Origin of the sequence: Paenibacillus faecalis, assembly GCF_900289175.1 — a bacterium.
Taxonomy (GTDB): Bacteria; Bacillota; Bacilli; order Paenibacillales; family Paenibacillaceae; genus Paenibacillus_AQ; species Paenibacillus_AQ faecalis.
The window spans coordinates 4,504,526-4,526,110 of record NZ_LT985747.1; the positions used below are offsets into that span (position 1 = coordinate 4,504,526).

General features: G+C 46.5%; 19 protein-coding genes, 3 tRNA genes, 3 rRNA genes and 1 other annotated feature. Of the genes, 1 reads left to right on the forward strand and 24 read right to left on the reverse strand.

Features of this window, described 5'->3' with window-relative positions; all coding sequences use genetic code 11:
- Positions 1–12: 12 nt before the first annotated feature.
- The 14 genes from C8268_RS21055 to C8268_RS21120 form a co-directional block, all read right to left on the reverse strand.
- Entirely contained in the window at positions 13–165 is a 153-nt protein-coding gene (locus C8268_RS21055) for a small acid-soluble spore protein P (protein WP_106769505.1), read from the reverse strand.
- Between the two features lie 96 nt (positions 166–261).
- Positions 262–603 (reverse strand): hypothetical protein, encoded by a 342-nt coding sequence (locus tag C8268_RS21060; protein WP_106769506.1) that lies wholly within the window; start codon positions 601–603, stop codon positions 262–264.
- Positions 604–708: 105 nt separating this feature from the next.
- A tRNA-Ser gene (locus C8268_RS21065) sits at positions 709–797 on the reverse strand.
- Between the two features lie 71 nt (positions 798–868).
- Positions 869–2,149 (reverse strand): serine--tRNA ligase, encoded by a 1,281-nt coding sequence (gene serS / locus C8268_RS21070; protein ID WP_106769507.1) that lies wholly within the window; start codon positions 2,147–2,149, stop codon positions 869–871.
- Between the two features lie 149 nt (positions 2,150–2,298).
- Positions 2,299–2,886 (reverse strand): pyridoxal 5'-phosphate synthase glutaminase subunit PdxT, encoded by a 588-nt coding sequence (gene pdxT / locus C8268_RS21075; RefSeq protein WP_106769508.1) that lies wholly within the window; start codon positions 2,884–2,886, stop codon positions 2,299–2,301.
- A gap of 14 nt (positions 2,887–2,900) precedes the next feature.
- Positions 2,901–3,782, reverse strand: coding sequence for a pyridoxal 5'-phosphate synthase lyase subunit PdxS (gene pdxS, locus C8268_RS21080; protein ID WP_106769509.1), 882 nt, complete (start codon positions 3,780–3,782; stop codon positions 2,901–2,903).
- Between the two features lie 116 nt (positions 3,783–3,898).
- Positions 3,899–5,233: a D-alanyl-D-alanine carboxypeptidase family protein gene (locus C8268_RS21085; RefSeq protein WP_199795002.1), complete on the reverse strand. Its 1,335-nt coding sequence runs from the start codon at positions 5,231–5,233 to the stop codon at positions 3,899–3,901.
- Positions 5,234–5,456: 223 nt separating this feature from the next.
- Positions 5,457–6,914 carry an IMP dehydrogenase gene (gene guaB, locus C8268_RS21090; protein WP_106769511.1) on the reverse strand — a complete coding sequence of 486 codons (1,458 nt, stop codon included), beginning with the start codon at positions 6,912–6,914 and terminating at the stop codon, positions 5,457–5,459.
- A gap of 337 nt (positions 6,915–7,251) precedes the next feature.
- Positions 7,252–7,368: ribosomal RNA gene (rrf, locus tag C8268_RS21095) — 5S ribosomal RNA — on the reverse strand.
- Between the two features lie 153 nt (positions 7,369–7,521).
- Positions 7,522–10,169, reverse strand: a 23S ribosomal RNA gene (locus C8268_RS21100).
- 288 nt (positions 10,170–10,457) lie between these two features.
- Positions 10,458–10,533, reverse strand: a tRNA-Ala gene (locus tag C8268_RS21105).
- A gap of 95 nt (positions 10,534–10,628) precedes the next feature.
- A tRNA-Ile gene (locus C8268_RS21110) sits at positions 10,629–10,705 on the reverse strand.
- 9 nt (positions 10,706–10,714) lie between these two features.
- Positions 10,715–10,831: ribosomal RNA gene (rrf, locus tag C8268_RS21115) — 5S ribosomal RNA — on the reverse strand.
- Between the two features lie 113 nt (positions 10,832–10,944).
- Positions 10,945–11,413: a sequence feature (16S ribosomal RNA rRNA prediction is too short), on the reverse strand.
- A 337-nt stretch (positions 11,414–11,750) separates the two neighbouring features.
- Entirely contained in the window at positions 11,751–12,287 is a 537-nt protein-coding gene (locus C8268_RS21120; RefSeq protein ID WP_106769512.1) for a hypothetical protein, read from the reverse strand.
- 104 nt (positions 12,288–12,391) lie between these two features.
- Here C8268_RS21120 and C8268_RS21125 point away from each other — a divergent pair, with 104 nt between their 5' ends.
- Positions 12,392–12,985: a TetR/AcrR family transcriptional regulator gene (locus C8268_RS21125; RefSeq protein ID WP_106769513.1), complete on the forward strand. Its 594-nt coding sequence runs from the start codon at positions 12,392–12,394 to the stop codon at positions 12,983–12,985.
- A 96-nt stretch (positions 12,986–13,081) separates the two neighbouring features.
- On the opposite strand, the gene lysS is transcribed toward C8268_RS21125, so the two are convergent.
- From lysS to C8268_RS21175, 10 genes are all read right to left on the reverse strand, one after another.
- A complete protein-coding gene (lysS, locus tag C8268_RS21130; protein WP_106769514.1) occupies positions 13,082–14,599 on the reverse strand; it encodes a lysine--tRNA ligase in 1,518 nt (505 codons plus the stop codon).
- Positions 14,600–14,745: 146 nt separating this feature from the next.
- A complete protein-coding gene (greA, locus tag C8268_RS21135) occupies positions 14,746–15,222 on the reverse strand; it encodes a transcription elongation factor GreA (protein ID WP_106769515.1) in 477 nt (158 codons plus the stop codon).
- 216 nt (positions 15,223–15,438) lie between these two features.
- A complete protein-coding gene (dusB, locus tag C8268_RS21140; protein WP_106769516.1) occupies positions 15,439–16,461 on the reverse strand; it encodes a tRNA dihydrouridine synthase DusB in 1,023 nt (340 codons plus the stop codon).
- Positions 16,462–16,502: 41 nt separating this feature from the next.
- Positions 16,503–16,709: a helix-turn-helix domain-containing protein gene (locus C8268_RS21145; protein ID WP_106769517.1), complete on the reverse strand. Its 207-nt coding sequence runs from the start codon at positions 16,707–16,709 to the stop codon at positions 16,503–16,505.
- The gene (gene folK, locus C8268_RS21150) at positions 16,661–17,209 is read right to left on the reverse strand and encodes a 2-amino-4-hydroxy-6-hydroxymethyldihydropteridine diphosphokinase (RefSeq protein ID WP_106769518.1); all 549 of its coding nucleotides are present in this window, start codon (positions 17,207–17,209) and stop codon (positions 16,661–16,663) included. Before folK ends, C8268_RS21145 begins: the two co-directional genes overlap by 49 nt.
- Before the next feature lie 8 nt (positions 17,210–17,217).
- Complete coding sequence (folB, locus tag C8268_RS21155; RefSeq protein ID WP_106769519.1) at positions 17,218–17,580, reverse strand: dihydroneopterin aldolase; 363 nt, start codon at positions 17,578–17,580, stop codon at positions 17,218–17,220.
- A gap of 41 nt (positions 17,581–17,621) precedes the next feature.
- Entirely contained in the window at positions 17,622–18,479 is an 858-nt protein-coding gene (folP, locus tag C8268_RS21160) for a dihydropteroate synthase (RefSeq protein WP_106769520.1), read from the reverse strand.
- Positions 18,480–19,361 (reverse strand): aminotransferase class IV, encoded by an 882-nt coding sequence (locus C8268_RS21165; protein ID WP_106769521.1) that lies wholly within the window; start codon positions 19,359–19,361, stop codon positions 18,480–18,482.
- Complete coding sequence (gene pabA, locus C8268_RS21170) at positions 19,358–19,945, reverse strand: aminodeoxychorismate/anthranilate synthase component II (RefSeq protein WP_106769522.1); 588 nt, start codon at positions 19,943–19,945, stop codon at positions 19,358–19,360. Before pabA ends, C8268_RS21165 begins: the two co-directional genes overlap by 4 nt.
- 12 nt (positions 19,946–19,957) lie before the next feature.
- Positions 19,958–21,538, reverse strand: a complete 1,581-nt coding sequence (locus C8268_RS21175) for an anthranilate synthase component I family protein (RefSeq protein WP_234032927.1) — start codon at positions 21,536–21,538, stop codon at positions 19,958–19,960.
- Positions 21,539–21,585: the final 47 nt, after the last annotated feature.

Below are 21,585 nucleotides of genomic sequence, written 5' to 3' on the forward strand. Positions count from 1 at the left end.
TTGTAAAATACTTTACCCTTCCGGGTTAAATTTACCTGATTGCTTATGAATCTTGGCGCGGTGCGATCCGGTCATCGGCTCTTGCACTCCACCTTCACCATTGTCTTTACGTCTTCTTTGCGGTTGTTGAGCCTCTGGCACCGGTATGGACTTTGGTTTACTCATCACTTCTCCTCCTTCTATTCCCCTTTCGGAACTCACTAATCTACAGCTCTTAATCCTTTGCTGAAGAAGTTACTTAAAGCGACAGCCATCAATGGCCTAAGGGTTCGTTAATTGTTGAAGTGCCTGGGCACATTCGTGAATGTGACGAATATAATCTCCCGTCATGCCTTGAATGTTCTCATTTCGCTCATCAATGACAACTCCGTCCCGTTCCACGTCAATCAGATTCACTTCAACTTCCCTAGAATCCACATAGCGGCATTCGAAGTCGAAGGAATATTCCTGTCTTCCAGCCGAATTAATGTGAATCCGAAGCGCATGAGGATTCGCCAAATCAGCATTAACCTCTGCATGATCGCCAGGCTTAAGCACGGTAGGCAGACTTTCTTGCCACGCAGCTACGAGCGAATTCTGATCGATATTCAGTTCTGAATTCATGTATTACACCTCCCCTTGTCTTTAAATTGCGGAGATGTGTTTCTTTTTATACTTTGCAAATAAAAAACCGCCTCCTATAAAGGAAACGGTTATTGGTTATATGTATGGCGGAGAGGATGGGATTCGAACCCATGTGGGCTTGCACCCTAACGGTTTTCAAGACCGCCCCGTTATGACCGCTTCGGTACCTCTCCATGTGGTAAATTTATTAATCACGTGCATTAATTATTTTACCACAAAAGCTATGCTTATTGCAAGCTATTTCTTATTTCTTTGGTTCAATGACACTTACATTTCTCATGTATGGGCGAAGCACTTCTGGGATAACTACACTCCCATCAGCTTGTTGATAATTCTCCAAAATTGCAGCTACCGTTCTGCCTACAGCCAGTCCGGAACCATTCAGCGTGTGAACAAACTCTGGCTTCGATTTAGGTTCACGGCGAAAACGAATATTAGCCCGGCGAGCCTGGAAGTCACCTATATTGGAGCAAGAGGAAATTTCACGGTATACACCGCTCTCCGGAAGCCATACTTCCAGGTCATACGTTTTCATGGAGCCAAAGCCTAAATCTCCGGTGCATAACACAACTACACGATACGGGAGGTTCAACAGCTGCAGAACACGCTCCGCATCGGCCGTCATTTTCTCCAATTCCTCAAAGGAAGAATCCGGATGAACAAGCTTCACCATCTCCACTTTGTTGAACTGATGTTGACGGATAAGGCCGCGTGTATCGCGTCCCGCTGCTCCAGCCTCTGAGCGGAAGCAAGAGCTGTAAGCCACATAATTCTTCGGAAGATCTTCTGCATTTAAAATCTCTTCGCGATGATAGTTTGTCACAGGGACCTCTGCGGTTGGAATCAGATAGTATCCGAAGTCATCTATCTTGAACAGATCCTCTTCGAACTTAGGAAGCTGGCCTGTACCATACAGGCTGTCCCGGTTGACGATATAAGGAGGCAGCATCTCTTCATAACCGTGATCACTGTGAAGATCCATCATAAAGTTGATCAGCGCACGCTCTAAACGAGCTCCCAAGCCTTTATAGAACGTAAAGCGTGATCCCGTAACTTTAGCAGCAGCCTCAAAATCAAGAATGTCGCATGATTGTGCAATATCCCAATGTGCCTTTGGCTCAAAATCAAATTTCCTAGGCTCTGACCAGCGACGCAGCTCCACATTCTCTTCCTCTGATGCACCTACAGGTACGCTCTCATGTGGAATATTCGGAATCGCTAAACTGAGCTCGGAAATTTGGGCTTCCAGCTCACGCACTTCTTCATCCATAGCCTTGATCCGATCTGAAACTTCACGCATCTCCAGGATGAGGTCATCGGCATTCTCACGATTTTTTTTCAGCTTAGCTACTTCCGCCGACACAGTGTTGCGTCGGTTCTTCAGACTTTCGCTCTCCTGCAGCAGTTCGCGACGGCGTGCGTCAAGCTTGGGGAAGTCCGCAATCAAATCAAGTGATTTACCGCGGTTTTTCAGCGCTTCTTCCACACGACTGTACTCACTGCGCAATATTTTCACGTCTAACACAGGTAACCCTCCTAAGTAAAACATCAATCGGTGTATGAATCAGTGTAATGTAATTCATATTACTTCATTCTATATATTGTATTGAATCGTCAGGAAAAAAACAAACTTGACCCTTAAAAAGAGTCAAGATGCTTTTTCCCAACCGGAATTCACGATTTAACCGCTGTATCAGTTTCCTTAACCATATCCACAAAAAACTGATGAAGTCGATAATCATCCGTCAACTCCGGATGATAGGAAGCCACAAGCAAGGAACCCTGACGTGCCGTTACAATCTCATCATTATAGGTGGAAAGCACATCTACGCCTTCCCCTACATCTGTAATAAGTGGGGCACGGATAAACACGGCACGAATCGGTTCTTCGATTCCCTCTACCGTCAGGTCGGTCTCGAAGCTCTCACGTTGGCGTCCAAATGCGTTTCGGGTAACTTTGATATCCATAACACCCAAATGCGGCTCCTCGTCACCGTCAATCTCTTTAGCTAGCACAATGAGCCCGGCACATGTCCCGAATAAAGGCTTGCCGTTGGCTGAGAACTGACGTATCGCGTCAATGAATCCGTATTTACGCATAAGCTTGCCGATCGTCGTGCTTTCGCCACCTGGTATGATCAGACCATCAATCGTCTCCAGCTGCTCCACTCGTTTGATCGGAACGCCTTCCGCACCGGCTTTAGTCAAGCTGCGAATATGCTCAGCAACCGCACCTTGTAATGCAAGAACTCCAATTCTCATGCCGATCCTCTTTCTTACCAGCCGCGGTCCGACATACGTTCGGATGGAGACAGCTTCGAAATTTCAATTCCTTTCATTGGTGTTCCCAGGTTCTTGGAAACCTCCGCAATCAATTTATAGTCATCATAATGTGTTGTAGCTTCTACGATCGCGCGAGCGAATTTTTCAGGATTATCGGATTTGAATATACCAGAACCTACAAATACACCGTCTGCTCCCAAGTGCATCATCAGCGCAGCGTCAGCTGGAGTAGCTACACCACCTGCAGCAAAGTTAACAACTGGAAGTTTCCCATTCTCCTGAACATCTTTCAGCAGCTCGTAAGATACACCCAGATTTTTAGCCTCTGCATACAATTCGTCCTTGGACATATTCTGCACCTTGCGAATTTGGCTGTTGATCAAACGCATATGACGAACAGCTTCAACGATGTTGCCTGTGCCTGGCTCACCTTTCGTACGGAGCATGGATGCTCCTTCACCTATACGGCGGAGCGCTTCTCCCAGATCTTTAGCACCGCAGACGAAAGGTACCGTGAAATCCCACTTATCAATATGAAACACTTCATCCGCTGGTGTTAAAACTTCACTCTCATCAAGGTAGTCTACACCCAGTGATTCCAAAACTTTAGCTTCTACATAATGACCGATACGGGCTTTGGCCATAACCGGTATAGATACAACCTTCATGACTTCTTCAACGATTGTCGGATCGGCCATACGAGCGACTCCCCCGGCCGCGCGAATATCAGAAGGCACACGTTCCAATGCCATAACTGCTGTAGCTCCAGCCGCTTCAGCAATTTTTGCCTGTTCGGCATTCATGACGTCCATAATGACGCCACCTTTTTGCATTTCTGCCATACCTCTTTTAACAGTAGCTGTTCCCGTTTTCATGCCCTAGCCCCCCGAAAAAATTAATAACTTACCGTTGTTTAAACCCAAATCTAATTTGTAATTCTACCCCACGGATACTTAATAGGCAACCCGTTTACTCGGAATTTAAATCAACCTTAGAAAAGATTTTTTATCGATTCAAACAGATCCACAAAGAATTCCTGAATGGCCCGCATAAAGAGCTTAAACCATCCTGCTTTTTCAGTTTCATCATACGTTATCAAATCTACGGTTCCCGTCTGAGGATTTTTCATGCCTTCAATTTCGTAAGTATATGTCACCGTTCCGACTTTAGTCCCCTTTTTGATCGGGGCCGTCAAATTATCATCGATCTTACCTTCAATCGTAACACTGCTTCCGTCAGAGCCTTTTGGTACCATAAAACTGAGTGGCTTGCTAGTAACCAGCTTGACCTCAGTTTCCTTCCCTTTGTCTACATGAGCTGTTTCGAAACCTTCAACAATAGTATTCTCATCTACAATCTGCTTGATTTCAAAGTTATTAAACCCATAGTCAAGTATTTTGCGCGTCTCGGTAAAACGGGAAGCTTTCGTCTCCGCCCCCATTACCACACTGATCAAACGCATGTCGTCCCGAACAGCGGTTCCTGCAAAAGTATTCTTTGCTTCTTCAGTGAAGCCTGTTTTCATACCATCGAGCCCCTCATAGGCAAAAGAACGGAAGTTCGGTACATCTTTATTCGCTTCAAGCATCCAGTTTAAGTTGATAATGGGATCTTTATCACGTTCACGGAACTTATACGATTGGATCGTTGTATATTTTGAAAATTCAGGATGTTCCTCAACAATATTTCTGACTAATATAGCGGTATCCATGGCGGACATTACCGTTTCCCCTTCCTCTTCAGGACGGTACTTCTCAGGCATGTCAGCACGGCTTAAACCCGTTGAATTAATAAAATGAGCTGTTTTCATCCCCATACGCTGGGCATTTTCATTCATGATTTTAACGAATTCCTGCTCAGATCCGGCAATGTATTCAGCCAGCGCAATGGTTGCATCATTTGCAGAGCCTACAGCCATGGCTATGTATAACTCTTCTACGGTATGCTGATCACCCTCAGCCAAGAAAATACGGGAACCGCCGACTAGAGATGCATTTTCTCGTGTGGTTACTAGGGTATCCCAGGTCAAATTACCTTCTTTTATTTCGCTTAGAACAATATATTCCGTCATCATTTTAGTCATGCTTGCAGGAGGCAACGCCTCATCCGCATTTAACGATAATAATACTTGCCCCGTTGTTGGCTCCATCAGCACGGCAGATTTTACTTCCAGCCCAAGTGTATCCGGTGAAGGAACTTTGTCTTTTTTCGGTTCAACTTTAGCTGTTGTGGTTGTCGTCTCCTTCTTCTCGGCAGAGGCAACTATAACCGGCTCCGCAAAAGCCAACGCAGGTATGGCAGAAAGACATAGTATATTCATAAGCATCACGGATGCAATAACTCTTTTTACATTAGGACGTTTCTTTTTCCCCACAGTCTTGAATTTCAAAATAATATTACTCCCCTCTTACTTGATAAATCGTCTGCTTGTTCTATTCTATCACAGGGAGATTATCAAAAAAAGACAAGCCGGTTACATTTATACCAGGCTTGTCTTTATTAGGATCAGTTACTTACAGGCTTGAACCCTATCATTTCACTGAAAACCATTATAATGAATAGTTTGGTGCTTCTTTCGTAATTTGAATATCATGCGGGTGACTTTCGCGAAGGCCAGCGCCTGTAATTCGGATGAATTGGGTGTCATTTGCCAGTTCCTCCAAAGTCGATGTTCCGCAATAGCCCATGCCAGAGCGCAATCCACCTATCAACTGATGAATGGTGTCAGCCAATGGTCCTTTGTAAGGAACACGGCCTTCAATTCCCTCAGGAACAAGCTTCTTGTCATCATCCTGGAAGTAACGGTCTTTACTGCCTTGTTTCATCGCAGCAAGGGAACCCATACCTCTGTACGCCTTGAAGCGACGTCCTTGATACACTTCAGATTCTCCAGGGCTCTCTTCTGTTCCTGCAAACATACTGCCTAGCATAACGGCGTTAGCACCAGCTGCAAGAGCCTTGGTGATCTCCCCGGAATATTTAATACCGCCATCTGCGATGATCGGAATATTATACTGTCTTGCAACCGATGCACAATCGTAAATCGCTGTAATTTGCGGAACACCAATACCGGCAATAACACGGGTTGTACAGATCGATCCCGGGCCGATCCCTACTTTTACAACAGATGCGCCTGCTTCAATCAACTCTTTTGTAGCTTCACCTGTTGCTACATTGCCAGCTACAATGGTTAGCTGCGGATACAGCTCACGCAGTTTACGTACAGCTTCAATAATATTGATGTGGTGTCCATGCGCTGAGTCAACGGTAATCACGTCTACACCAGCGTTAACCAACGCCTCCGCACGTTCAAATGTGTCTTTGGAGATCCCCACAGCTGCCCCAACAAGCAGACGCCCTTGATCGTCTTTCGCTGCATTCGGGAATTGAATTGCTTTTTCAATATCTTTAATGGTAATAAGTCCTTTAAGAACGTTGTTCTCGTCCACAAGCGGAAGCTTCTCAATTTTATGCTTCTGCAAAATTGTCTCGGCATCTGCAAGTGTCGTTCCCACAGGCGCTGTTACCAAATTCTCACTGGTCATTACTTCTCGGATTTCGATACTGTAATCATGTACAAAACGCAAATCACGATTTGTCAAAATACCGATCAGTTTATTATTCTCGTCAACAATAGGAACCCCTGAAATACGGTACTTAGCCATTAAGTTCTCTGCATCGGATACCAGATGATCCGCTCTCAGGGAGAACGGATTCGTAATTACGCCACTTTCAGAGCGCTTAACCCGATCCACTTCTTCCGCTTGTTGTTCTACGCTCATATTTTTATGGATAATGCCGATTCCACCTTCTCGAGCAATAGCTATTGCCAATGGAGCTTCGGTAACTGTATCCATTCCCGCACTCATCAATGGAATATTCAGTTTCACCCGCTCACTCAATTTCGTTGATACATCCACTTCCTTAGGAAGTACCATCGATTTTCTTGGAACCAACAATACATCGTCAAAAGTAAAGCCTTCTTTACTAAACTTATCTTCCCACACCTGGGTAACTCCTCCTTTTGTCGTCTTCCGGCGGACTTCAGAATACTGTCAGAGCTGGACCGAACGGCATTTTCATAATTATTTTCAAAAATATATTATTGCCATATTAACAAAGGGCCTATAGGCTGTCAAGGAAAGTTTAAGTACTTAAAATGGTTTCTCTAAATGGCCCTCATCCAAGAGAATATGTCTACTGTGAACGGACATTTTGCTTTTATTTTTCCCAAGAAGAAACACTTTAGTCGCCATTAAAAAGAGCATATCTACACTAAAGCGCTTTCGACAATAACAAAAGAAATCACTATCGAATTATCGATAGTGATTTCTTCGGTTGTTCGCTTGGCAACGTCCTACTCTTCCGGGACCCTTCGGTCCAAGTACCATCGGCGCTGGAAGGCTTAACGGTCGTGTTCGGGATGGGAACGCGTGGAACCCTTCCGCCATCGTCACCAAACGATTCAAGTGTTTGATCACTTGAAAACTAGATACGAAACTATTTGCGTTGTTAGAATCCGTAGCTTTCCCTTCAGATCGTAAGATCTTTCCGGGCCCCGTCAAAGTATTCGGAATCAGCTTCAAAGCTTCTCTTCACTTTGGTGGGTGTTTATTGGATAAGCCCTCGACCGATTAGTATTGGTCAGCTCCATGCATTGCTGCACTTCCACCTCCAACCTATCTACCTCGTCGTCTTCAAGGGGTCTTACTAAATTGGGAAATCTCATCTTGAGGGGGGCTTCACGCTTAGATGCTTTCAGCGCTTATCCCGTCCGTACGTAGCTACCCAGCTGTGCTCCTGGCGGAACAACTGGTACACCAGCGGTACGTCCATCCCGGTCCTCTCGTACTAAGGACAGCTCCTCTCAAATTTCCTACGCCCACGACAGATAGGGACCGAACTGTCTCACGACGTTCTGAACCCAGCTCGCGTACCGCTTTAATGGGCGAACAGCCCAACCCTTGGGACCTACTTCAGCCCCAGGATGCGATGAGCCGACATCGAGGTGCCAAACCTCCCCGTCGATGTGGACTCTTGGGGGAGATAAGCCTGTTATCCCCAGGGTAGCTTTTATCCGTTGAGCGATGGCCCTTCCATGCGGTACCACCGGATCACTAAGCCCGACTTTCGTCCCTGCTCGACTTGTAGGTCTCGCAGTCAAGCTCCCTTCTGCCTTTGCACTCTTCGAATGATTTCCAACCATTCTGAGGGAACCTTGGGGCGCCTCCGTTACTCTTTAGGAGGCGACCGCCCCAGTCAAACTGCCTACCAGACACTGTCCCCGTACCGGATCACGGCACTAGGTTAGAACCTAGATACGATCAGGGTGGTATCCCAACGGCGCCTCCACAGAAGCTTGCGCTCCTGTTTCCTAGGCTCCCACCTATCCTGTACAGATCGTACCCAAATCCAATATCAAGCTGCAGTAAAGCTCCATGGGGTCTTTCCGTCTTGTCGCGGGTAACCTGCATCTTCACAGGTATTAAAATTTCACCGGATCTCTCGTTGAGACAGCGCCCAAATCGTTACGCCATTCGTGCGGGTCAGAATTTACCTGACAAGGAATTTCGCTACCTTAGGACCGTTATAGTTACGGCCGCCGTTTACTGGGGCTTCGGTTCATAGCTTCGGAGTTGCCTCCTAACCACTCCCCTTAACCTTCCAGCACCGGGCAGGCGTCAGCCCGTATACTTCGCCTTACGGCTTCGCACAGACCTGTGTTTTTGTTAAACAGTCGCTTGGGCCTATTCACTGCGGCCCCCTCGTGCTATTCACACTACCGGGGCACCCCTTCTCCCGAAGTTACGGGGTCATTTTGCCGAGTTCCTTAACGAGAGTTCTTCCGCGCGCCTTAGAATTCTCTTCTCGCCTACCTGTGTCGGTTTGCGGTACGGGCACCTTCACCTGACTAGAGGCTTTTCTTGGCAGTGTGAGATCATGACCTTCGCTACTACAATTTTCACTCCCCATCACAGCCTGGCCTTATCGATGTGCGGATTTGCCTACACATCAGCCTCACTGCTTGGACGGACATCCATCAGTCCGCGTCACTACCCTCCTGCGTCACCCCATCGTTCATAACGGTTTACGGTGGTACAGGAATTTCAACCTGTTGTCCTTCGATTACGCCTTTCGGCCTCACCTTAGGTCCCGACTTACCCTGAGCGGACGAACCTTCCTCAGGAAACCTTGGGCTTTCGGCGGATCAGATTCTCACTGATCTTTTCGTTACTCATACCGGCATTCTCACTTGTATACGCTCCAGCGCTCCTTACGGTACACCTTCAACGCTGTATACAACGCTCCCCTACCCCTGATGCAATGCATCAAGCCATAGCTTCGGTGGTGTGTTTAGCCCCGTTACATTTTCGGCGCAGAGTCACTCGACCAGTGAGCTATTACGCACTCTTTAAATGGTGGCTGCTTCTAAGCCAACATCCTGGTTGTCTGTGCAACTCCACATCCTTTCCCACTTAACACACACTTGGGGACCTTAGCTGATGGTCTGGGCTGTTTCCCTCTTGACAATGGATCTTAGCACTCACTGTCTGACTCCCGGATATAAGTCTATGGCATTCGGAGTTTGACTGAGCTTGGTAACCCTTGCGGGCCCCGCACCCAATCAGTGCTCTACCTCCACGACTCTTTACTCCGAGGCTAGCCCTAAAGCTATTTCGGGGAGAACCAGCTATCTCCGAGTTCGATTGGAATTTCTCCGCTACCCCCACCTCATCCCCGCATTTTTCAACATACGTGGGTTCGGGCCTCCAGTGCGTGTTACCGCACCTTCACCCTGGACAGGNAGATCAAAACACATTCTTTTTGAGAGTTGAACTCTCAAAACTGACCAACGAGTGAGTTGATTGGCGACCTTGAGGTCAGCCTTTATTTGAATGTTCTCGTTGCAGAGAACGATTCTCCATAGAAAGGAGGTGATCCAGCCGCACCTTCCGATACGGCTACCTTGTTACGACTTCACCCCAATCATCTACCCCACCTTCGGCGGCTGGCTCCCNACGGAATCACTCTTGTTTTCTCTTCCTCCAGGTACTTAGATGTTTCAGTTCCCTGGGTATGCCTCTGACTGCCCTATGTATTCAGGCAGTAGTGACTGACTATGATATCAGCCGGGTTTCCCCATTCGGACATCCCCGGATCGAAGCTTGCTTACAGCTCCCCGAGGCAGTATCGTTGTTCGCCACGTCCTTCTTCGGCTCCTAGCGCCTAGGCATCCTCCGTGTGCTCTTAGTAGCTTAACCATTCTCGCTCCGGTTTTGCGTCTGGTGCTCTGTTGTCCGCTCATTTCCTTTATTGAATAAACAATGGTTGAAATGAGCTTCCAAAGGATCCCCAGCCTCAAAACCTTCGCTGCTACTTTTTTCTTACTTGGTCATATATATGACACAAGTCAGCTAAAAGGATATTTCTAATTCGCAAATTCGTTTCGTTATCTAGTTTTCAAAGATCAATATTCCGATCTTTCGATCGGATTGTTATCATACCAGATCCTCAACTACAGGTCAACCTGTATAATCTGGAAACAACAATGGTGGAGCCAAGGGGGATCGAACCCCTGACCTCCTGCGTGCAAGGCAGGCGCTCTCCCAGCTGAGCTATAGCCCCATAATTTCACCCCAAAAAGTGAAGTATGGCTTCGAGGTTTATTCCGATTACTTTCCGGAGACCACGTTACTTACCTTATGAAGTTAGTATTTATATGGTGGGCCCTAGTGGACTCGAACCACCGACCTCACCCTTATCAGGGGTGCGCTCTAACCAGCTGAGCTAAGGGCCCATATGCTGCGCTTGGCGGCGTCCTACTCTCCCGGGACCCTTCGGTCCAAGTACCATCGGCGCTGGAAGGCTTAACGGTCGTGTTCGGGATGGGAACGAGTGGAACCCTTCCGCCATCACCACCAAACGCATTATATGAAAGGATTGACCTCTCAAAACTGACCAACGAGTGAGTTGATCGGCGACCTTGCGGTCAGCCTGTATTTGAATGTTCTCGTTGCAGAGAACGATTCTCCATAGAAAGGAGGTGATCCAGCCGCACCTTCCGATACGGCTACCTTGTTACGACTTCACCCCAATCATCTACCCCACCTTCGGCGGCTGGCTCCCTAAAGGGTTACCCCACCGACTTCGGGTGTTGTAAACTCTCGTGGTGTGACGGGCGGTGTGTACAAGACCCGGGAACGTATTCACCGCGGCATGCTGATCCGCGATTACTAGCAATTCCGACTTCATGNCGCCGTAGGCCCATCCTCAAGTGGCAGATTGCTCCGCCTTTTATTATTCCGCCATGCAGCGAAATAAATTATCCGGTATTAGCCACCGTTTCCGGTAGTTATCCCAGTCTTCAGGGCAGGTTGCCTACGTATTACTCACCCGTCCGCCGCTAAATTTTTAAAGTGCAAGCACCTTAAAAACTCCGCTCGACTTGCATGTATTAGGCACGCCGCCAGCGTTCGTCCTGAGCCAGGATCAAACTCTCCAATAAATTGAAAGAGCGATTAGCTCATTATAGAAAAACTGACGAGAATTTTACTTCTCTATGATCTTGCTTAAAGCAAGATCGGTTTAACTCACTCGTTGTTCAGTTTTCAAAGATCAACTTCTTTAATGTTACCGGCGAAAATCATTCGCAACAGCAACTCTTATAATGTACCACACTTTTTCGAAACATTCAAGCCTTTTTTTGAATTTATTTTTTTAATTCATTTCAACTTGCTTGTTTCCAAATCGTGTACCAGCCGTATCTCTCGGCCGGAAATCTAATATAACATGAACTCTAATTGAGAATCAACCCTAAATCTAAAAAAATATACTAGGTAATATTATACAGTTGGCTTTTTAGGCCATAACGTATAACTGAAGCTAATAATAAAATCGATAGCGACAACAACAGCCCAACCTAGAGCGACACGTTCAAGTGCTTTTGTACGCGAAACATCTCCTACGATCAATACCATTCCTAATAATAAAAGAGCTCCTAATACCCACGCCATAAAATGTCGATACCAGCCCTGTCTCTCAAACCGTGCACGGGACTTACCATACTTCGGTTTAGACTCAGGCTTAGGACCACCCGCATATCGGTATGCAAACCTCTGATCGGCCCACTTAATCATTCGATGACCAAATGCAATCGTTACTCCGATATAAATGGCTGCTAGCCCATGCATCAACCCAGCACTCGCGCCATTTTTCAAATCAATGACTGTCACGGCAATAAGAATCAGATCAATGATAGGAGTACATAAAAGCAATATACCGCCAGCTTTCTTCCAGCCTAAAATATACCTTGCACTCAGTCCCGCAAGAACAAAAATCCAAAAAGCAATTTCGCACACAACAATCAAAGCTCCAATCATCGTCCAACCCCTCCCTATACTTAAAGGTTTTTATTTAGAACAACTGTGCTGAAAACAATGTAGCACAACTGTATTAAAAAAATCAAGCATGTTATAATAAAAACATGCCTAAAATAGTTGACCATGAACTTCAAAGAGAAAAGGTGGCCGAAGCTGCTTGGAGAGTCATTCGGAAGAACGGCATGAAGCAAGCCTCCGTTCGCAATATTGCTGAAGAAGCTGGTCTTTCCGTTGGAGCCATGCGCCACTATTTTTCATCTCAATCAGAGCTTTATGCGTATTCCATGAAACTCGTATCGGAAAGAGTAACCATACGCATTCAAAACATCGCTTTTACAGGAGAGCCTCTGAAAGACATTCCGATCATTGTTCAGCAGATACTGCCTATAGATGAGGAAAGGATTTCTGAAATGGAGGTGTGGTTCGCTTTTGTTGCCGAATCAATGTCTGATCCCTCATTGGCAGAACTGTATAAACAAGTCGATGATGAAATGCGCCGAATGTTCGTTACGATCGTTCAAGCGTTGATCGATCACGAACTAGCCTTGGCTGATCTGGACTGCAATACTGAAGTTGAGCGGTTCTATGCCTTGGTTGATGGCTTGGCCGTCCACGCGATACTTAGACCTGAAGTACTTACTAAGGAAAAAATAATATCCGTCCTGGACCATCATCTACGATCCATATGTCGTCATTAGCGGTGCCAAGCTTATACTTTCTTAGAATTTTAAAAAAAACAACCCGTTAACCATTTTGGCTAACGGGTTGTTTCTTCTTTATATACAATATTCTCTTTAGTCTTGTGTACGGTTCCGCATATGAGGGAACAGCAGTACATCGCGAATGGACGGGGAATCGGTGAGCAGCATGATTAGACGGTCCATGCCGATTCCGAGCCCTCCTGTAGGCGGCATACCATATTCCAACGCTTGAAGGAAATCTTCATCCATTTCATGAGCCTCATCGTTACCTTGCTCGCGCTCTTGAAGCTGCGCTTCAAACCGCTTGCGCTGATCGATCGGGTCATTCAACTCAGAGAATGCATTCGCATGTTCACGCGCTACGATAAACAGCTCGAAACGATCCGTAAAACGAGGGTCCTCCTCATTCTTTTTCGCCAATGGAGATATTTCTACCGGATGGCCTGTTACAAATGTCGGTTGAATCAGGGTCTCTTCCACAAACTGCTCAAAGAATTCATTCAGAATATGTCCGAATGTCATATGCGGTTCAACCGAAACTTTATGCTCTTTTGCCAAACGATGAGCTTCTTCATCAGTCATCTGCACACCAAAATCAACACCTGTTACCTCTTTAACAGCATCAACCATCGAAACGCGGCGCCACTTCGGTGTCAGGTCAATCTCCTGTCCCTGGTAAGTGATCACTTGCGTCCCTAATACTTCTTGAGCAATATGTGAAATCATGTTTTCAGTCAATGCCATAATATCTTGATAGTCTGCATAAGCTTCATACAGTTCGATCATCGTAAATTCGGGGTTATGGCGTGTTGATATCCCTTCATTCCGATATACGCGCCCGATTTCATAAACCTTCTCCAGTCCGCCTACAATCAGGCGCTTCAGATGAAGCTCGATGGCTATACGCATATAAAGTTCCATATCCAGCGCATTATGATGCGTAATGAACGGACGTGCGGCAGCGCCACCTGGAATAGCATGAAGAGTAGGTGTTTCTACTTCCAAATATCCAAGCGAATCCAGATAACGACGCATCGATTGAATGATTTTAGAACGGGTAATAAACGTACTTTGAACTTCCGGATTAATAATGAGATCGACATAACGCTGACGGTAACGAAGCTCTACATCCTTTAAACCGTGAAATTTCTCAGGAAGAGGGTACAGCGACTTCGAAAGAACCTCCAGGTTTTTAACCTTGACGGTCGTTTCTCCTGTTTTGGTCTTGAATAGCGTTCCGCTAACACCAATGATATCTCCCAAATCCAGAATGCTGAAAGCCTGGTACTTTTCTTGATCTACAGAATCCTGCCGGACATAGATCTGAATCCGTCCGCTCAAATCCTGAATGTGAGCAAAGGAAGCCTTACCCATACCGCGTTTAGCCATAATTCGACCAGCTAGGTTAACCTCTACCTGCTTCTCTTCCAGCTCCTCTTTAGTAAAAGCATCATACTGCTTCAAAAGATCACCGGCATAATCTGTTCTTTCATATTTGCCACCGAATGGATCAATTCCAAGCTTGCGCAGCTCGTCCAATTTGTTGCGGCGAATCTGAAGCAACTCGCTTAACTCCTGTTCTTGTTCCTGATGGTTCATCTCTTCCGTCATGGTTGATTCATCTCCTTCATTCTTGCTCGGGTTTTCGTACCCGCAAATACCTAACAACTAAAAGCCCACACCCGTGATCCGTTGAACAGTATCATATAGAAATAGCGAAAAAAGCCCCCCGCAGGAAGCTTCTACGCTCATTCAACTTACTTCTTAATCTCTAAGATTTTATATTGAATAACGCCAGCAGGTACGTTCACATCGACCACTGACCCTTTTTGCTTGCCGATGATCGCTTTACCTACAGGGCTCTCGTTGGAAATTTTGTTGTTAAACGGATCGGATTCGGCCGTACCAACAATCGTATATTCCATTGTATCACCAAACTCCAAATCCTTAACAATAACCGTGTTGCCCACGTTCACAACGTCAGTGTTGATATCGTCATTATTAATGATACGCGCATTGCGGAGCATTTTCTCCAGCGTAATGATACGACCTTCAATAAAGGCTTGCTCATTCTTGGCATCTTCATATTCAGAGTTCTCACTAATATCGCCATAACCAATAGCGACTTTAATACGTTCGGCGACTTCACGCCTTTTAACGGACTTCAGATTCTCGAGTTCATCCTCCAGCTTCTTCAGACCATCCTGTGTAAGAATGACTTCTTTATCGCTCATCTTAACCGATTCTCCTGTCATGTAAATAATTTAAATCACCATACCACCATACTATATGCGAATCTTCGGGGAACAGAACTCCCCTGTTGCTTGCTGTCTTATAAGGCGAATTTATACTGAAAAATTATATGGTAACCATTTCAAAAAGTCAATGAACGCCCTCGCACGAATGTAAACGCTATCGTTAGCCCAAGATGCGGTAAGGCGTTCAGTTGATTACATGGCTGTTGCAACTTGCGGATAAGCACTGTTTTCTCCACTATTAGCAGACTCCAACTGATCGACAAAATCAGTCAGCAAGGTCACCATCTCATCCCGCTTCGTTTCTTCCATAATTACGTTCTTCAGGCTAGCAGAGCCTTTAAGCCCCTTTAAATACCAGGACATGTGCTTTCTCATCTCCCGAACTGCGACACCCTCTCCTCGAAGAGCAATCAGACGGTCCATATGCAAAATAGCAATTCGGATTTTTTCCTGCGGTGATGGATCAGGCAAAAGCTCACCTGTTTTCAAATATTCCACTGTACGATAAAGCATCCATGGGTTGCCGAGGGCTCCACGTCCAATCATCACGCCGTCGCAACCTGTTTCGCTCAGCATACGCTTGGCATCTTCCGGTGTCACGACATCTCCGTTACCGATGACAGGAATGGATACAGCTTCCTTGACCTGTCTTATAATATCCCAGTCTGCATGTCCGGTATACAATTGTTCCCGTGTACGTCCATGAACACTTACCGCTTTGCCGCCAGCACGCTCAACCGCTTTGGCGTTTTCAACCGCATAAATATGATCGCTGTCCCAGCCCGTACGCATTTTTACCGTCACTGGTTTATCGACAACATCCACCACAGCCGCTACCATCTCATAAATTTTGTTCGGATCAAGCAGCCAACGTGCTCCTGCATCAACCTTTGTTACCTTGGGGGCCGGACAGCCCATATTGATATCAATAATGTCGGCATTTGTCTGCCGATCGACCACTTTAGCAGCTTCCACCAGCGATTCACGATCCCCGCCAAAAATCTGCAGACTCAGCGGCTTCTCCCGTTCATCTACGAACAGCATTTCCTGCGTCCGCTTGTTCCCATGAACGATCGCTTTGCCGCTGACCATTTCAGCACAGACTAGCCCTGTGCCGAACTCTTTAGCGATCAGACGAAAAGCCGGGTTGCATACGCCTGCCATCGGGGCAAGCACAACCTGATTTTTCATCTCAATATCTCCAATTTTCAACAAGCTTCCTTGTCACTCCTTTGTTTCACATTTATATATTCAACTCAATTATTTTTCTTCAGTTCTTGTAAGGTAATGTTTAGAGCCTCTGAAATTTTAATTAAAATTTGTTCCTCTGCACGGCGGTTTCCACGCTCGATCGCCCCCAGTACAGCTAATGAGATGCCAGTTCGTACTGCCAGCTCCTGTTGAGTAAGTCCCTTCAATTTTCGGAAAGCGCGGATACGCTGCGCCAATTGCATGTTCTCCAAAGCTGTATGCCTTCCTTTCCATCCAGTTTCTCAATCGCTGTCTTAACCGTAGTATATAAACCGGAAGGCTCGTCTTTGGGAATGATATCAGCAAGCGGCACTAGTACAAATAACCTCTCTTGCATGCGAGGGTGCGGAAGGATCAAGTCCGGTGTATCAAGCTGTATCCCTTCCATCCACAAAAGATCTAGATCTACTGTACGAGGTCCCCAATGAATATGGCGCACCCGTCCTAGACGCTGTTCAATCTGTTGCATGACTCTCAGCAGCGAATGCGGATCAAGGGGTGTCTCCACAACAGCCGTCATGTTCAGAAACATGGGCTGCTCCAAATAACCGAAAGGCTCTGTCTCATATATACTAGAACAGCGAACCACGGTTATATTAGGATGTAAATCCAGCATTTCGAGAGCTTCCATTAGCGTCGCTTCTCGGTCTCCCAAATTGGCCCCCAAAGCAATATAAGCCTCTGAAATCTCAGAGGTAGCACGTGAACTCATACTATGTCTCACTTTCTACTCCGGTGCAGCTCTACGGTGACACCTTCAAAATGAATATCAAACGGCGGATGTGGCTTGGTTACCTTAACCGTTAAAGCATCGATACTAGTATAAGTGTCCAGTACCTTGGATGCAATATGCTCCGCTAAAGCTTCAATAAGCTTAAAAGACTGATCCCGCATAATTCCTTGAAGTAGCTCATGCACCTCGGCATAATTTACCGTTTGTGTCAGGTCATCTGCAGCTCCAGCCTTGCTCAAATCAAGCTCCAATTCAAGATCTATATAAAATCGCTGACCCAGCTTGCGTTCTTCCTCAAATACACCGTGGTATCCATAGTACTCCATCCCGCGCAAAATCATTTTATCCATTTTTATTCCGCCCTTCCATAGATTGACGTTATTTTTTCCTTTTATACCCGATTCAGATCATTCGAAGCATACAGCATAGCATCACACATGCGGGTCGTACGCTTGATTCTCTTCACATCATGAACTCGCACGATCTGACAACCTTGTGCAATTCCATAAGCAACCGTGGCCGCTGTCCCTTCTACGACATCATCCACCGGCAGATCCAGTGCGGTGCGAATGAATCTTTTGCGTGAAGTTGCCAAGAGAACGGGATAACCGAGACCTACCAATTCATCTAATGCCATCATGACCTTCATATTCTCATCGTAATCCTTCGCAAAACCGATCCCCGGGTCCAAAATAATACGGCTGCCTTTTACTCCAGCTTCCAAAGCAATGTTCACACTTTCCATCAGATCGGACTTCACATCCTCTATGAGATGGTTGTAGTCCCGATTTTTTCGATTATGCATGAGGATGACAGGGCAATCTAAAGCCGCTGCCACACTTGCCATATTAGGGTCCTCTTTAAATCCCCAAATATCGTTAATGATATGAGCACCCGCTTCAATGCTCTGGCGTGCAACCTCCGCTTTGTACGTATCGATCGAAAGAGGAATATGCGGTGCCTCCCGATGAATCGCTTCTACTACAGGAATCAGACGACTCAACTCTTCATCCGCACTCACTTTCTCATGGCCCGGTCTTGTGGATTCAGCGCCGATATCAATAATATCAGCCCCGTCTTCAAACATCTGAAGAGCATGTTTTACAGCTTGTCCTACCTCATTATATCGACCGCCATCCGAGAAGGAATCAGGAGTCACATTTAAAATACCCATAATAAGTGTGGAATTCCCGAGCTTTAGCTGCGTCTCTCCGCATGAAAATGTTCGTTCATAGATCGTCGTCTTCATCTATAGCCCTGCTTTCTGTCGATATGTTTTTATGAAATATTCCGTGATCGGCCCTACCATCCCGTTGCTGATCACAATCGCCTTCTCGCCCGCTTTCAGCAATCTTGTCACCGGCATAACCTCCTGAACGGATCCGGTTGTAAAAATTTCATCAGCACACGTTAGATCATGCCATGAATACAGACCCTCTTCAGAAGAAATGCCAAGATCATGAGCCAATTCGAGTACAAAGGCCCGAGTAATACCGGGAAGTATCCCCGTCTTAATCTCAGGTGTATATAATTTTCCATCCTTGATGAAAAATATGTTGCTTACAATCCCTTCAGCTAGATGGCCATTTTCAGTTACCATCAGTCCTTCCGCCTGAAGTCGTACCGCTTCAAGATAACTCTGAAGCTCCCGCTTGGCCATCATGTTATTCATATAATGCAGAGACTTTAACCGTACATTTGTCTCCGGGGTGTTACGCCGCGTATCCAATAACTGCAGAGCCTTGCCTTTCTTATAAAGGGAGGGTGGAAAATCCGGCAATGGCTTCATGTAAAGCAGTTCCGTCGGATTTATATAGTCATCTGCTGGAAGGCCAAGAGTTCCCTCACCCGCCGTCACCGTGTAACGAATATAAGCATCCTCAAGCCCATTAGCTGCCATAACCTCAGTTATCCAATCCCTTATACGTTTTGAATCCGGACGATAAGAAATGCCAATCATGTTGCAGCTGTCAGCAAGACGCTCCAAGTGGCGCTCCAGCAAAAAAGGCTGTCCATGATAGGTTCGAAATGTCTCAAATAAACCCATGCCATATAAAAGGCCGTGATCCATAACGGATACTACGGCCTCGGCCGTATTCACCACACGGCCATCTATTCCTATAAATCTCATGCCCTGTTTCCGGTTCCTTCCGCACGTTTTAGAAAATTACCCAGCATCAGATGCCCATGATCGGTAATAATCGACTCTGGATGAAACTGAACGCCCTCTACCGGATATTCCTTATGCCGCAGTCCCATAATCTCGCCCTCCTCCGTCCATGCCGTTATTTCAAGGCAGTCCGGTAAGGTTTCTTTTTCAACGAGCAAAGAGTGGTATCGGGTCGCTGTAAACGGAACAGGAAGGCCTTTGAAGATAGAGGTTCCCCGATGGTATATCGGCGATGTCTTGCCGTGCATCAAACGCTCGGCATGTACAACTTTGCCGCCAAACGCTTGTCCGATCGCTTGATGGCCAAGACAGACACCAAGGATCGGGATATTCCCTTTAAAGCGCTCGATAACCTCCAGACTGATTCCAGCTTCATTCGGAGTACAGGGTCCCGGTGAAATCAAAATATGATCCGGTGCAAGCGCCTCAATTCCCGCAGTATCGATTTCATCATTTCGGAACACCTGTACCTCTTCGCCAAGTTCCCCTAAATACTGCACGAGATTATACGTAAACGAATCGTAATTGTCGATCACGAGTATCATAATATACTCCTCCTATAGTACCGCCGCACCGGCCTCTTCTTCACTGCACATCACTGCCGCAATCAGTGCCTTGGCTTTATTATGGCATTCCCGATATTCCCTGTAAGGATCTGAATCGATTACTATACCTGCTCCGGCCTGAATATATCCGATGCCGTCCTGAACTACCAAAGTCCTTATAATAATGTTCAGTTCCATATCGCCATTGTAATCAATCCAACCCATTGAACCCGTGTAAGGACCTCGGGTAACCGGCTCTAACTCTTCAATAATTTCCATCGTTCGTATCTTTGGGGCTCCTGTAATAGTTCCACCTGGAAAAGTTGCTGCCATAACATCATATGCATTTTTATGTTCCGCAAGCTGTCCTTCCACCTGTGAAACGAGATGCATCACATGCGAATAACGCTCAACGGTCATCAGTTCAGGTACATGCACTGTCCCGAAGGCAGCAATACGCCCGATATCATTGCGCTCCAGATCAACGAGCATAATATGCTCAGCCCGTTCTTTTTCACTTCCGGTCAACTCCGCTTCCATTGCGGCATCCTCTTCAGGTCCCGCTCCGCGGCGACGTGTACCCGCGATCGGTCTTGCGGATACCCGATTTCCATCCAGCTTGATCAGCAGCTCCGGAGACGCACTGACCAGCGAGAATTGGGGCGATGTAATATACCCCATATATGGAGATGGATTTAACAGGCGCAGCCATTCATATACATCGGCGGGCTCAGAGTGGAGTTTAAAATGCTGCCGCAGTGATAGGTTTACCTGAAACACATCCCCTTGGCGGATATACTCCTGAATAGACAGCACCGCCTGCTGAAATGCTTCCTGTGAAAAATCGTTCTCCAATCGGTCCCAGCCTTCCACGTCTGGACTTGCAAGGTCTGCAGCCTTACTCTTTCTATCAGACATTCGAGCATATTCCATCGAATTCTCCTGATAGCTCGCTGTGCTGCCAAGCAAAGCATTCCACTGCTCGATCATACGCATGGCTCGGGTCTCAGCTTCCTTATACAATCTCGTAAGCTTTTCCTTAGAAGCAGCACTGCCTTCAGCCTGCCCCCATGGTACATGTACGGCACAATAGACGGACTGCTCGACATGATCATAAACCCAGACTTCTTCCATTCGCATCCACATATAGTCTGGAAAACCTGCATCATCCTTTGCTAATGAAGGCAAGCTCTCAAGAGAACGAGCAACATCATATCCGATAAATCCTGCACAGCCGCCGCGAAAATCAGGCCAGCCTTCTGCACGGGGTGAACGAAAATGCCCCATCCAGCTCTGCAACAGCTGAAGTGGTTTACCTTCACATCGCTGGGTTTTGCCTGTACGTAAATCTCTGACCTCACCGGCAAGTCCTTTGCCCGTTAACACCGATACCGGGTCTAATCCTAAATAAGTATATCTGCCGCTTTTTCCACTTTCCAGCACAAAGGCATAAGGAGAAGCTTTTTTCCAAGCTTGTTGCCAGCTTGAAGGAAGCCCTTCCTTGCAGCCCTGAAATCGAATCATATAAGGCAGCATGGTCCAGCCTTCATCCACCCATTCAAGCCACTTGGCCAGATCTATATTTTTATCCACGCATATCCCCCTTTTTAACCGTAAGCCTGTCTATTGCCTGTCAGTAT